At 34.5% G+C, this 13,563-nt stretch carries 11 protein-coding genes; 4 read left to right on the top strand and 7 right to left on the bottom strand.

Annotation, left to right across the window (positions count from 1 at the left end; translation table 11 throughout):
* Positions 1-47: 47 nt before the first annotated feature.
* On the bottom strand, positions 48-965 hold the full coding sequence (locus tag DR980_RS14740; RefSeq protein WP_113637568.1) for a GYDIA family GHMP kinase: 918 nt from the start codon (positions 963-965) through the stop codon (positions 48-50).
* Positions 966-1,024: 59 nt separating this feature from the next.
* Positions 1,025-2,341, bottom strand: a complete 1,317-nt coding sequence (locus tag DR980_RS14735) for a hydroxymethylglutaryl-CoA reductase, degradative (RefSeq protein ID WP_113637566.1) — start codon at positions 2,339-2,341, stop codon at positions 1,025-1,027.
* A gap of 179 nt (positions 2,342-2,520) precedes the next feature.
* On the opposite strand from DR980_RS14735, the gene DR980_RS14730 reads away from it, so the two are divergent.
* Genes DR980_RS14730 through DR980_RS14715 form a run of 4 tightly spaced genes read left to right on the top strand, consistent with a single transcriptional unit; the run spans position 2,521 to position 8,559 of the window.
* Complete coding sequence (locus DR980_RS14730; RefSeq protein WP_113637564.1) at positions 2,521-4,692, top strand: S9 family peptidase; 2,172 nt, start codon at positions 2,521-2,523, stop codon at positions 4,690-4,692.
* 9 nt (positions 4,693-4,701) lie between these two features.
* Positions 4,702-6,246: a peptide MFS transporter gene (locus DR980_RS14725; protein ID WP_113637562.1), complete on the top strand. Its 1,545-nt coding sequence runs from the start codon at positions 4,702-4,704 to the stop codon at positions 6,244-6,246.
* Positions 6,247-6,250: 4 nt separating this feature from the next.
* Positions 6,251-8,056, top strand: a complete 1,806-nt coding sequence (locus DR980_RS14720) for a peptide MFS transporter (protein ID WP_113637560.1) — start codon at positions 6,251-6,253, stop codon at positions 8,054-8,056.
* Positions 8,057-8,100: 44 nt separating this feature from the next.
* Positions 8,101-8,559, top strand: a complete 459-nt coding sequence (locus tag DR980_RS14715) for a thioredoxin family protein (RefSeq protein WP_113637558.1) — start codon at positions 8,101-8,103, stop codon at positions 8,557-8,559.
* Positions 8,560-8,565: 6 nt separating this feature from the next.
* Here DR980_RS14715 and DR980_RS14710 read toward each other — a convergent pair whose 3' ends face one another.
* The 5 genes from DR980_RS14710 to surE form a co-directional block, all read right to left on the bottom strand.
* On the bottom strand, positions 8,566-10,602 hold the full coding sequence (locus DR980_RS14710; RefSeq protein WP_113637556.1) for a ComEC/Rec2 family competence protein: 2,037 nt from the start codon (positions 10,600-10,602) through the stop codon (positions 8,566-8,568).
* 93 nt (positions 10,603-10,695) lie between these two features.
* Entirely contained in the window at positions 10,696-11,214 is a 519-nt protein-coding gene (locus DR980_RS14705) for a C40 family peptidase (RefSeq protein WP_113637554.1), read from the bottom strand.
* A 21-nt stretch (positions 11,215-11,235) separates the two neighbouring features.
* Positions 11,236-12,372 carry a lipid-A-disaccharide synthase gene (lpxB, locus tag DR980_RS14700; protein ID WP_113637551.1) on the bottom strand — a complete coding sequence of 379 codons (1,137 nt, stop codon included), beginning with the start codon at positions 12,370-12,372 and terminating at the stop codon, positions 11,236-11,238.
* Between the two features lie 81 nt (positions 12,373-12,453).
* Positions 12,454-12,726: a hypothetical protein gene (locus DR980_RS14695; RefSeq protein ID WP_113637549.1), complete on the bottom strand. Its 273-nt coding sequence runs from the start codon at positions 12,724-12,726 to the stop codon at positions 12,454-12,456.
* Positions 12,719-13,498 (bottom strand): 5'/3'-nucleotidase SurE, encoded by a 780-nt coding sequence (surE, locus tag DR980_RS14690; protein ID WP_113637547.1) that lies wholly within the window; start codon positions 13,496-13,498, stop codon positions 12,719-12,721. Before surE ends, DR980_RS14695 begins: the two co-directional genes overlap by 8 nt.
* Positions 13,499-13,563 lie beyond the last annotated feature (65 nt).

Genomic DNA, 13,563 nt, shown 5'->3' with positions numbered 1-13,563 from the left:
GATTTTGCTTTTAATATGTTTTTATTAAATGGATGTAATTATAAAAACTAAGATAAAATCATTTCGTTATAAGGGATTATAGTTTGAAATCCTTTTGAAATAAAATAATCGCTCGGATTTTCAGTTGCAATCACCATTACAAAATCACCTCCCCAAGCTCCCAGACTTTTTATCACACCATTAAAATCTGGAAACAAAGATTCCTTTATAGTTTGTGTTTCCAGGATATTACTCATTTGTATTTCATGTTTTTGTATTGCTGTAGCAAAAGAGGGAAGCGTAGCGGCATTCAAAACTTCAGAAGTTATGATGTCATTTAAAGCGATTGTCCTCGGTAGATTATTCTTTTTATTCATGTTGTAAGCAGCTATTGCACTTTTACTGCTTTGCTTTTTGTTGAGATATACAAAGTATAGATCTTGTGTGAATTCAGGGTTAAAAGTTACTTTTTCAACGATAGGATTCCCGTGTTCCAGATGATACACAATAGGAGTGTCATTTTGCGCGCACGCAATATCATAGCCACTGCCTCCAAAACTGTTTTTAAGCAATGTGAAAGCATCAATGTTCAGCCATTGGGCAATGTTGTTTATCAGAGTCGATGACGTGCCCAAACCCCAGCTTTTTGGAAATCCTAATTCTGTTGTGATTGTGTATCCATCTGAATTTAAAATAAAGTCAGGATTTAGTTTAAAAGCTTCGTGTAAAATGGTTGTAAGTGTAGCCTTGACCGATTCGTTTTCAGGATTAACTTCTTTAGAAATATCAGAGAATAAAAGAGTGTCTTTAAACCAAATGCTTCCATCATAATCATAACTTTTCCAGTTGATTTGATTGTTTTTTCCTTCTTCAATAATAAGGTTTTGCCCCATTTTTGTAGGTAGTGCAAAGGCTTTGGCGCCATCAAGAACTAAATATTCTCCTGTGATTAAAAGTTTTCCGTTACTGTAGAATGTTTTTTTCATTGTCTTATTTTAATCCCTATCAGGGTTCAAAACCCTGATAGGGCTGTCGGAAATCTATATTATTTTCTTAAACTTTCAATATAATTCACCACAGCGCTATGCGATACGGTATTTTTTTTGAAATATTTCTGGATTAAAATGCGTTCGTCATCGGTGGCTTCAAACTGGTTGATGATATTATTCAAATGCATTTTCATGTGTCCTTCCTGAATTCCAGTTGTGGTCAAAGAACGTAAAGCGGCAAAGTTTTGGGCTAAACCGGCTACGGCTACAAACTGCATTAATTCCTTAGCAGATGGTTTCTCTAACATTTCCAATGATAATTTTACCAACGGATGCAGGGAAGTTAAACCACCAACAGTTCCTAATGCTAAAGGGATTTCCAACCAAAAAGTAAAAATTCCATTTTCGATTTTAGCATTGGAAAGACTGGAATATTTTCCGTTTCGGGAAGCATAGGCGTGAATTCCTGCTTCGACAGCGCGGAAATCATTTCCTGTTGCTAAGACTACAGCATCTACACCGTTCATAATTCCTTTATTGTGAGTAACGGCTCGATACGGCTCGACTTCGGCGATTTGAACGGCTTGTACAAATTTCTCGGCAAATTCTTTAGGGTTTAGAATGTGTTTTTCTTCTAATTCTTCTATTGGACAGGAAACTTCGGCTCTCACGATGCAATTTGGAACATAATTCGAAAGTATGCTCATTACCACTTCAATCTCTTTCTCTGTTTCTGTAAACAAGTCGTAATTATGTGCTTCTTCTTTTAATGTTTTGGAAAATTGTTCCAAACACGAATTGATGAAATTGGCTCCCATGCTGTCTTTGGTTTCAAAAGTGGCATGTAGCTGAAAATAATTAGGCAATAGATCGGTTTTGTCTTTTAGAATAATGTCTAAAATTCCGCCACCGCGTTTTTGCATATTTGTGGTAATCGATTCTGTTTCTGAGAAAAATTTGCTTTTGTGTTGAGCAAAAAACAAATTTAATTTTGAAACATCACCTTTGTAGATAAAATGAACCTGACCAATTTTTTCGGTATTGATTACGGTCGCTTTAAATCCGCCACGCGTGGACCAAAACTTAGCAGCTTTTGCGGCAGCGGCAACCACAGAGCTTTCCTCGATAGCCATGGGAATCGTGCTGTATTTTCCGTTAATCAGGAAATTAGGAGCCACTCCCAGTGGAATGTAGAAATTGGTTATCGTATTTTCGATGAATTCATCGTGTAATTTCTGTATTTTTTCATCAGAATTCCAATAGTTTTTCAGCAAGGCGATGGCTTCTGTAGGTGTTGAAAAATATTGATTGGCAATCCATTTAATTTTTTCTTCTTTGGATAATTTAGAAAATCCGCTAATAGCCTTGTTCATTCTCAATTGATTATGGTGTAATTAGTTGCAAATATACGGTTTTAGCCGTTTTATTTACAATCAAATTATATTCAGTGAAAGGTTATTTTTTATATTACTTTTTACATTTAACATATAAAATGACCGATAATTGTAATTTTTTCACTAAAATTGACGGTTTTTATCTTTAAATAAATAGTATGTATTCGAAAAAAATTATAGCATTATTTTTATTCTTGTGTTTTACGGTTGTTGGTCAACAAAAAATCACAATTGATGAACTTTATAACGGTACATTTCGTGCTCAGGGAATGGATGAATTGCAATCGTTGAAAAACACAAATCAGTATACGGTTTTGAATGCTGACAGGCAGTCCAGAAGTATGCAGATTGATTTGTATGATTTTGCTACATTAAAAAAAGTGTCTACATTAATCGATACAAAATCGCACAGAGAGTTATCAGGTGGGATTGACAGTTACACTTTTGACGCTTCAGAAAAAATGATTCTACTGGCTTGCAATACCAATCAAATCTTCCGTCACTCATTTACTGCGGATTATTATTTATATGACATCGCCAATAAAAAATTAAAAAAATTATTTGATTTTCAGGTTCAGGAGCCTACTTTTTCACCTGATGGAAAAAAGATTGCTTACGCCAAAGAAAATAATCTGTATGTATATGATTTAGCTTCTAATAAATCGACTCCAATAACTACAGACGGACAAAAAAACAGTATTATTAACGGTATTACGGATTGGGTTTACGAAGAAGAATTTGCTTTCGTGAAAGCTTTTGACTGGAGCGCTGACAGCAAAAAAGTAGCCTACATTCGTTTTGACGAAAGTCAAGTTCCGGAATTTTCAATGTCCATGTTTGGAAATGAGTTGTATCCAATGATGCAAACATTCAAATATCCAAAAGCAGGGGAGAAGAATGCTGTTGTGTCTTTACACATTTATGATGTAAATGCAAATGCGGTGAAAGATATTAACCTGGGGAAATACAATGATTTTTATATAGCCAGAATGAAATGGACCAATGACGCGAATATATTGTCTGCGCAGGTACTGAATCGTCACCAAAACAATTTAGATTTGTTATTTATCGATGGTAATTCAGGAGCTGCAAAAGTAGTTTTGAACGAAAAAGATAAAGCGTATGTTGATGTCACTGATAATTTAACGTTCTTGAAAGACAACAGTTTTATTTGGACCAGCGAAAAAGACGGTTTCAATCATATTTACTTATATGATAAAAACGGAAAATTGAAAAATCAAGTGACCAAAGGAAAATGGGAAGTGACTAATTATTATGGTTTAGACGAAAAGACAAATACGGTTTTCTATCAGTCGGTGGAGAATGGATCCATCAACAGAGATGTTTACAAAATAAGTCTTGACGGGAAAAACAAAGTGCGTTTGTCACAATTTACAGGAACTAATGCGGCGACTTTCAGCCCAAATTTTCAATACTACATCAACACGTTTTCTAGCTCGGCTCAACCTACGACTTACACGTTGAACGATGCTAAATTTGGCAAACAGGTTCAGGTTATAGAAAACAATGAATCTTTGGCTGCAAAGCTAAAAAGCTACAATTTACCTTCAAAAGAGTTTTTTGTTTTGAAAACAGCAAAAGGAAATGAACTAAATGCTTGGATGATTAAACCGAAAGATTTTGATCCAGCAAAAAAATATCCTGTTTTCATGTACCAATATTCTGGTCCGGGTTCCCAACAAGTAAACAATGAGTGGAATAGTACCGATGATTATTGGTTTATGATGTTATCTCAACAAGGTTATATCGTGGCGTGTGTTGACGGAAGAGGAACTGGTTTTAAAGGAGCTGATTTCAAAAAAGTGACGCAATTACAATTAGGAAAATACGAAGTAGAAGATCAAATAGATGCTGCTAAAGTATTAGGAAATTACGCATTTGTTGATAAAGCTAGAATTGGTATATTTGGCTGGTCGTATGGTGGTTTTATGGCGTCTAATTGTATCATGAAAGGAAACGATGTTTTCAAAATGGCAATTGCTGTGGCTCCGGTAACGAACTGGCGCTTTTATGATAGTGTGTATACGGAGCGTTACATGACGACACCGCAAGAGAATGCAAGTGGATACGATGATAATTCACCAATAAATCATGTTGATAAATTGAAAGGGAAATTCCTTTTGATTCATGGTTCGGGTGATGATAATGTGCATGTTCAAAACTCCATGCAAATGATGGAAGCTTTGATTCAGGCCAATAAACAATTTGATTCCCAAATTTACCCAGACAATAATCACGGGATTTACGGCGGAAAAACCAGAGTTCAGTTGTACACAAAAATGACTAATTTTATTAAAGAAAATTTATAACAGCGCTTTATGACAAACGACGCATTGAATAAGGAAGAATTTTTTGGACATCCAAAGGCGCTTTTTATATTGTTTTTTACCGAAATGTGGGAACGCTTCTCCTTTTATGGAATGAAAGCATTGTTGATTTTTTATCTGACAAAGTACCATTTGTTTTCGGATTCTTCTGGGAATTTATTGATCGGAAGTTATGCTGCTTTAGTATACGCAGTTCCAGTGTTAGGCGGTTTTATTGCCGATAAGTATTTGGGATTTAGAAAAGCCATCGTTTTTGGTGGGATTATGTTAGTGTTAGGTCATATAGGAATGGCTTATGAAGGAAATGCCGCAACTCAATCCATTACAGGTGAAATTACGCGGGACGAAACCGCATTGCAAATATTTTACTTTTCATTATCCTTAATTATTGTTGGGGTTGGTTTTCTAAAAGCCAATATTTCTTCATTAGTGGGAGAATTATATGAAACCGGTGATAAAAGGAGAGATTCTGGATTTACTTTGTTTTACATGGGAATCAACTTAGGGTCTTTTATGGCTACACTAATTTGTGTTTGGTTAGGTGAAAAATACGGTTGGAGTTATGGTTTTGGTGCAGCTGGAGTCGGAATGTTTTTTGGATTATTGACTTTTATTTCCGGAAGAAAATTATTGATGGGAAAAGGAGAATCAAACAACCCATCTTTCTTAGAAAACAAATCATTTGGACTTAAAAATGAGTGGTTGATTTATATTGGAAGTGTTTTGTCAACGTTATTGTTTTGGCAAATGGTTCAAAATCACGATGCAGTTTCATGGGCTTTGAAAATTGCAGGTGGAATTTCTTTTATCTATATCGTTTATTACGCAGCAACGCAACTCGATGGTAAAGCACGTCATCAATTGATTGCTTTAACCATTCTGATTGTATTTACAATTGTCTTTTGGGCATTGTTTGAACAAGCGTATACTTCCATGAATTTATTTGCCGACAGAATTTTAGACCGAACTATATTTGGTTATGAAGTATCTGCTGGGCAATTCTTAAGTTTTAATGCTTTATTTATAATTTTGTTAGCTCCAGTTTTTGCTTGGATATGGCCAAATTTAGGAAAATACAATCCTAATACAGCCGTAAAATTTGCTTTCGCATTAGCTTTCGTTGGTTTAGGATTTGGAGCATTAGTGATGGGGATAAATCTTTCCGGAGCAGGAAAAGTTGCTGCGATTTGGTTGATATTAGCTTACTTTTTACACACTTGTGGCGAATTAAGTTTGTCACCGGTCGGACTTTCTGCAGTGACTAAATTATCACCGGCAAAAATTGTTGGTTTCATGATGGGTGTTTGGTTTTTGGCAACAGCCAGCTCTGAATTTATAGCGTCTATTTTAGCGAATATCGCTTCTGTCGATACTTCAAATGGTACAGCGCCTGATTTGAATTTAGCAAAACAAAGTTATTTAGTGCTTTTTGAATATTTATTTTACACAGGACTTGGTTTTGGATTACTACTATTAGTACTTTCGCCAATAATAAAAAAATTAATGCACGGAGTAGATAAAGAATTAAACAATTAATAATATGAGTCAAAATACTACAGATCAATTTTTTAAAAGTACCGTTTTAGGGCATCCTGCGGGATTATTCGTTTTATTTTTCACAGAGATGTGGGAACGTTTCTCATTCTACGGAATGCGTTCTTTATTGATATTATTTTTAACCGCTTCCTTTACAGATGGTGGTTGGGAATGGACTCGTGAAAATGCTTCTGCATTATTTGGATCCTACGTAGGTTTGGTTTACTTATCGACCATGTTGGGTGGTTATTTCGCCGATAAAGTAATTGGTTTTAGATGGGCTGTTGTTGTTGGAGCTACTTTAATGACTTTAGGACACGCTTCTATGGCTGTCGAAACTGAATTTTCTATTTATTTAGGATTAGTATTGTTAGTTTTTGGAAATGGTTTTTTTAAACCAAACATGACATCAATCGTATCTGAAATGTACAAAGACCGTCCGGAAAAGAAGGATGGTGCGTATACTTTATTTTACATGGGTGTAAATGCCGGAGCGTTCTTCGGGATTTTACTTTGTGGTTATTTAGGTGAAAAAGTAGGTTGGACATACGGATTTGGTTTAGCCGGAATCTTCATGTTCTTTGGAATGTTACAGTTTTGGTTGTCTCAAAATATCTTTGGAGATATTGGTTTGAAGCCAAATAAAGAAAGCAAAGCAAAAGCTGAAGCTTTGGATACCGATAAAAGAAATCCTTTTTCTCCAATACAATTAGCAGCAATAGGTTTCTCTTCAATTTTAGCATTATTGTGGTTATTGAACGATCCAGCTTCTAAAATTTCAGGAGGTAAAGTGAATATTTTTTCATTCTTAGGACCTAATGGGAACTCTATAGCTATTGTTTCAGCATTAGTTGTATTCATTATCTTATTGGTTTACAGATTTACTCAATATTCAAAAATCACCAAGGAGAAATTAATTGCGGTTACATTTTTCGCATTTTTGACTATTTTCTTCTGGGCAATTTTTGAACAATCACCAAACAGTTTAACGATTTTTGCCAGTGATTATACGGATCGTGTTTTAACAGGTAATTGGAGCGTAGTGTTTTTAGTGATGAATTCGTTGATTACTATTTTACCTTTAGTAATTATCACTTGGGTATTAATTTTATTATTCAAACAGACCTTTAAGTTCTATGCGCTTGCAAATATTATTTTAAGCGTAAGTTTTATTATTATCTGGGCAATAGCAATCTGGATGTTGACAAAAGATTATTATACTGCTGGATATTTATCATTGTCAGATTCAACTTTACAAGCTTTGAAAATTGACAAAGTTACTACGGCATTAACGGAAGTTCCTGCAACTTGGTTCTCGACCTTAAACTCTTTGTTTATTATTTCATTAGCGCCGTTATTTTCTAAATGGTGGGAAAGTAAATACAATCCTTCTGCAAACTTGAAATACGGAATTGGAATGGGATTATTAGCGCTTGGGATGGCTTGTGTAGCTTTTGGCGCAAGCGGAATCGAAGCAGGTGCAAAAACCGCTTCAGTAAGTATGATTTGGTTGATTCTAGTGTATCTTTTCCATACTATGGCTGAATTGTGTATCTCTCCGGTAGGATTATCTTACGTGAGTAAATTAGTTCCGGCTCGTATGATTGCGTTCATGTTTGGTGTTTGGTACTTAGCAGTAGCAATCGGGATGAAAGGTGCAGGTATGTTTGGAGAAAATATTGATAAAATTGCCAATGAACACGGATTGAGTTACTTCTTTTGGATGTTAACAATTATTTCCATTGTTGTTGCTTTATTCTCTGTTGCGATGACTCCTGTTATTAAAAAATTGATGCACGGTGTTCGATAAATTTTAGGCATCATTTTTGATTTTGAATCAATAAAATTATAAATATGAAGAAAATCATAGTTGCTTTGTTATTGTTTGCTGGCTCATTTGCCGCCGAAGCACAGGAATTAGTTTGGGAAACCAATGTAACTAAGGCCATAGAAGTTTCTAAGGAAACCAAGAAACCACTTTTGCTGTTTTTCACGGGAAGCGATTGGTGCGGATGGTGTATCCGTTTGCAAAAAGAAGTTTTGAAAACTCCTGAATTCGCGGCTTGGGCCAAGGAAAATGTGGTTTTAGTAGAATTGGATTATCCAAGGAAAGCGCCACAGACGGAGGACATTAAAAAACAGAATAATGAGTTGCAAATGGCTTTTGGAATTCAAGGTTTTCCAACAATCATATTGGCAAATGCTACTACAAAAGAGGGTAAAGTCAATTTTGAAGGCATTGGAAGTACCGGTTATGTAGCCGGTGGCCCGTCAGCTTGGTTAGCTGTCGCAAATGGTTTTCTGAAAAAATAAAAATTCTTAATTCAATTTATAAAATCCCTTTTCACCAGTTGCGTGAAAAGGGATTTTCTGTTTTTCACAACTGGCTTTCCATAGTTTTTGTATGTTTTTAAAATTGGATGCATCAGCAATAACTAATTTGGGTTTCATTTCTTGGAACAAACGGTCTAAATTTATTTTAGCAGATTGTGTCAATACGATTATATCTGGTTGTATATTTTTTGGATAAATTCCGGAGCTGTCTAATACAAAAATCTTTTTTCCATTAAAGAATATGAAATTTTGAAGTCGTTTTTTCTGTTCCAAAGTACTTAAATTTCCAATGCGATATGATTTTAAAAGACTGTTCTTTTGAGCGGTTTTCAAAATGCTGTCATTGCCATAAATTAAAATATTTTCTCCTTTTCTTTCCGCAATCAAGGTGCTTTTTTTGCTGTTGAAAACAACTAATTCTTGTTCAGTTTGAATTTTCCACTGTATTTTAAAATACGAGAATTGTAAAATGAGAATAGAAATTAAAACCAAAGCCAATTTATTGAAACTTGGTTTTTTGAACCAAATGATTATCGTAAACAGTAGTAAATAACTGCTAATCAACAGGTAAAAATGAAGCGGAATGTCCTGAATAATGAATTGTTCTAATGAGGCAATTGCATTGATGATTTTGTTTAAATAATAAATACTCCATTCCAATAGTTGTGACAGGAATACTGGAATCATATTGAACGCAGCCAAAAGCATGACCAAAACACCTAATAGCATAATGATACTCAGAAGAGGAATAATGAGCAGATTAGTAATAAAAAACAAACCCGGAAACTGATGGAAATAGTAAATGCTCAGTGGTAAAGTGCCTATTTGGGCGGCAAAGGAAACCGTCAGAATATCCCAAATATATTTTGAAACTTTGTATTTCGGTTTCCAAATGGAGGATAAAAGTGGCTGCAGCCAAATGATGAAAAACAATGCGATGTAGCTTAATTGAAAACCAACATCAAATAGGAAAGAAGGTTCAAAAAGTAAAATCAACAACACAGAAACTAATAGTGTGTGGTAAATATTGACACTTCTGCGTAGATGATTTCCAATGGCGACAAAGGAAAACATGGTTACGGAACGCACTACAGAAGGCGCTAAACCCGCAATTATCCCGAACATGGATAAAGAGATAAGTATAGCGATTAACTTAATAAATGAACCTCGTTTTGTGTTGGGAATTGGTTTTAGAATAAAGGTTACAAATAGCAATATAAATCCAATGTGTAATCCGGAAACGGATAAAATATGAACAGCTCCCGCATATTGATAATCCCGAATAATGTCTGGTGAAATATCTTGTTGTTGTCCCATTATTAAAGCAATGGCAACGTTTAATTCTGTTTTGTTGAAGTTGTTTTTTTCTAAATTCCGAATAATCCTTGTCCGTAATTTGGATGAGTAGTACCAGATGTTTTTCTCTATTTTACTTCCAATTTTTATGTCGGCAACATCAGCATATAGTTGTGCATAGATTTGTTTATTTTCAAGGTATTTGCCGAAATCAAATTGATTGGGATTATTGGGCGGTTTGTTTCTTGTTAATGTGCCTTTTATCAGTAGCGAATTTCCAACTTGTAGATTATGATGTAAACTGTCGTTTTGAATATTCAATATGATTCTGCCGGTTTGTTCTTTCTGCCCGATGTGATTCACAATGGCGAGGTAACGATCACTAAACGGAGAACTTTTCATTTTTTCTCGAATCGTTAAAGAAATGAAATGAGGTTGTTCAAAAATAGTCGTATTGTGAATATAATTGCTTTTTTGGAAATAATCAGTATGTGCAATTTGGGTTGAAATACCTATGATAAAAGACAAGAAATAAGTTCCGACACCAAAATAAAGGGAGAGTTTTGTTCTTTTTTTCGACAAAAAATAGAACAAAACAAAAATACTGACGGATGTGATAAGTGCAATAAAAACGGCAGAAATAGAAGGATGCACGTAAAAAGCAAAAAGTAAACCTAATATAAACCCGATTGTTATTCTTGCTAGTGGGAATTGTAGTACTTTCATAACTCTAAAGTACACATTTTTAGTAAGAAACTGATTTATTTATTCTTGGATTCTTATAATTAAAAACTAACTTCTTTCTCAAAAGAGTTTGGATTAAAGTACTCTGTTAATTTGGACAAAGGTTTTTTGGTAATAAGGTTCTTTGGTCGAAGAAATAATTACTCCTTTTGAAGTGGAGGAATGAATGAATTTTATTTCATCATCAGTGGCTTCAATTACGATTCCAACGTGATTTATTTCTCTGTTTTTATTGGTTTTAAAAAATATCAAATCGCCTTTTTGAGCTTGATCTTTTTTTGGATTTAAAACAACCCCTATTTTTGATTGTTGAAACGAGTTACGCGGAAGAGTAATGTTTTCTGTATTAAAGATGGTGTAGATTAATCCTGAACAATCATAACCTGCCTTAGTTGTTCCTGCATATTTATATTTTACACCCAAATTATCAGCAGCTGCGTCAATTAATTGTTCTGCTAATTGGTTTGTTTTTCTCTTTTCGGATCGAGATACTTTCTCTTTTGGTGCTCCTTTTTTCGAAGTTACAATTGGTGATGTCGATTTACAAGCCGTAAAAAAGATGACAAGGAATAAGAGGAATACAAAACGTTTCAAAAGAGTTTTTTTAAGTTGATATTAAAGTTCGGAAATAAACTGTAGATTATTTAAGTCATTTACAATCAATGCAGCCGTTTTTTCACTAGCTCCAATTCCGCCCAATTGCTCTTCTAATAACGCATATTTTTCTAAAAGCGTATTGCGATGGTCCGTTTTTAATATTTTTTCGAGTTCTTCCCGAATGCGTTTTGTATTGCATTCCTCTTGAATTAACTCGGTCACGACTTCTTCATCCATGATTAAATTCACTAATGAAATATATTTCAGCGTGATAATTCGTTTCGCAATTTGGTAGGAAGCCCAACTGCCTTTATAACAAACAACTTCAGGAACTTTGAATAATGCCGTTTCCAATGTTGCAGTTCCGGATGTGACTAGTGCTGCAGTCGCATTTCGTAATAAATCATAGGTTTTATTAGAAATGAATTTTATATTTTCCTGAGTGATAAAATTTTGATAGAAAGAAAATTCCTGACTTGGAGCTCCCGCAATTACAAATTGATAGTCTGGAAAATCTTTGACAACACTTAGCATCACGGCTAACATTTTTGTAATTTCCTGTTTTCTGCTACCCGGTAAAATAGCGATAATTGGTTTGTTATTCAGTTGGTTTTCTTTTCTGAAAAGAACTGGATCAACTGTTGGTTGGTTATGAATAGCATCAATTAGTGGGTGACCAACAAATTCCACTGGAAAATGATGTTTTTCCTCGTAAAACTTTTTTTCGAAAGGCAAAATCACATACATTTTATCAATATCACGCTTGATATCTGTTATCCTGCTTTCTTTCCAAGCCCAAATTTGCGGGGAAATGTAGTAATGGGTTTTCATTCCCAATGATTTTGCCCATTTAGCAATGCGCAAATTAAAACCAGGATAATCAATGAAGATAAGTACATCAGGCTGAAATTCAAGAATGTCTTTTTTACAGATTTTGATGTTGTTCAGAATCGTTTTTAGATTAAAAATCACTTCAATAAATCCCATGAATGCTAATTCACGATAATGTTTCACTAAAGTTCCGCCAACATTTTTCATTAAATCACCACCCCAAAACCGGATATCAGCAGTTGGGTCTTTTTTATACAGCTCTTTCATTAAATTAGAACCATGCAAATCACCAGATGCTTCTCCTGCAATTATATAATATTTCATGTTTTTTCGATTTGGAATTTTAAAATCAAACGGATAAAATCATTTTTGTTGTAATCATTTTATTCTGTTGCAAAGATAAACTTAAATAAATAAAGTGAGTATAGCCAAAGCAATGACTGCCAAAACAACACCACGAGCCATCATTTCTTTATTCATTTTAAGTAAAATTCCAAATGCTATCAATGTCAGAATTGATCCCAATGTGATAATTTTGCCTAAATTACCTTGTGATTTCATTATTTGAATTCCGGCGATAAATTTAAACTCCGTAAAAAAGGTTATAAATAGATACGATCCAAGTAGGGTAGTTGTAATCCCTATTAAAAATCCGAGCAATACATCTTTTTTATTCATTCCATTTCCAGGTATTAAGTTGTTGAATAGCGTGATGCGCAGTTAAGTCAAATTGTACCGGAACCACGGATACAAAACCGTTTTCTAAAGCCCATTCATCTGTATCTTCTCCTTTATCTTGGTTTACAAATTCCCCGGCAAGCCAGTAATAATCTCTTCCTTGTGGTGTTTTTCTTTTGTCAAATTTCTCTACCCAGATTGCTTTCGCTTGACGGCCAATCCTAATTCCTTTGATATCTTCTTCTTTTAATTTTGGAAAATTAACATTCAAAACTACACCTTCTGGAAGTCCGTTTTCTAAAACTTCTACCGAAATTTTGCGGATAAAAGATTTTATAGTATCAAAATTGGCGTTCCAATCGTAATCCAATAATGAGAAACCAATGGCGGGAATTCCCTCTATTCCTGCTTCAACAGCGGCGCTCATTGTCCCTGAATAAATCACATTTATGGAAGAATTTGAACCATGATTCACACCGGAAACACACAAGTCAGGTTTCCTTTTTAAAATTTCGTTAACGGCCAGTTTTACACAATCTACCGGTGTTCCGGAACAACTGTATTCTAAATAAGGATCATTATCTTTTGACAATTTATTCAAATATAAAGTGTTGTTGATGGTGATGGCGTGACCCATGGCGCTTTGCGGTGTGTCTGGAGCAACCACAACAATTTCTCCCAATTCAGACATTACTGAAATTAATGCTCTTAGTCCAGGCGCCGAAACACCATCATCGTTCGTTATTAAAATTAAAGGTCTAGTTTTTTTCATTATTATTTTGGCAAAAAAAGATTGATTTTTATGATATTGATGGCAAATGTAAACACACAGAATGG

This window comes from Flavobacterium psychrolimnae, from assembly GCF_003312425.1.
Taxonomy (GTDB): domain Bacteria; phylum Bacteroidota; class Bacteroidia; order Flavobacteriales; family Flavobacteriaceae; genus Flavobacterium; species Flavobacterium psychrolimnae.
This window is presented reverse-complemented; position numbering and strand designations above follow the sequence as displayed.

Excerpts from the sequence above, each read along its gene's own strand:
- DR980_RS14740 (WP_113637568.1), bottom strand. The coding sequence starts at position 965 with ATGAAAAAAACATTCTACAGTAACGGAAAACTTTTAATCACAGGAGAA.
- DR980_RS14735 (WP_113637566.1), bottom strand. The coding sequence starts at position 2,341 with ATGAACAAGGCTATTAGCGGATTTTCTAAATTATCCAAAGAAGAAAAA.
- DR980_RS14730 (WP_113637564.1), top strand. The coding sequence starts at position 2,521 with ATGTATTCGAAAAAAATTATAGCATTATTTTTATTCTTGTGTTTTACG.
- DR980_RS14725 (WP_113637562.1), top strand. The coding sequence starts at position 4,702 with ATGACAAACGACGCATTGAATAAGGAAGAATTTTTTGGACATCCAAAG.
- DR980_RS14720 (WP_113637560.1), top strand. The coding sequence starts at position 6,251 with ATGAGTCAAAATACTACAGATCAATTTTTTAAAAGTACCGTTTTAGGG.
- DR980_RS14715 (WP_113637558.1), top strand. The coding sequence starts at position 8,101 with ATGAAGAAAATCATAGTTGCTTTGTTATTGTTTGCTGGCTCATTTGCC.
- DR980_RS14710 (WP_113637556.1), bottom strand. The coding sequence starts at position 10,602 with ATGAAAGTACTACAATTCCCACTAGCAAGAATAACAATCGGGTTTATA.
- lpxB (WP_113637551.1), bottom strand. The coding sequence starts at position 12,372 with ATGAAATATTATATAATTGCAGGAGAAGCATCTGGTGATTTGCATGGT.
- DR980_RS14695 (WP_113637549.1), bottom strand. The coding sequence starts at position 12,726 with ATGAATAAAAAAGATGTATTGCTCGGATTTTTAATAGGGATTACAACT.
- surE (WP_113637547.1), bottom strand. The coding sequence starts at position 13,498 with ATGAAAAAAACTAGACCTTTAATTTTAATAACGAACGATGATGGTGTT.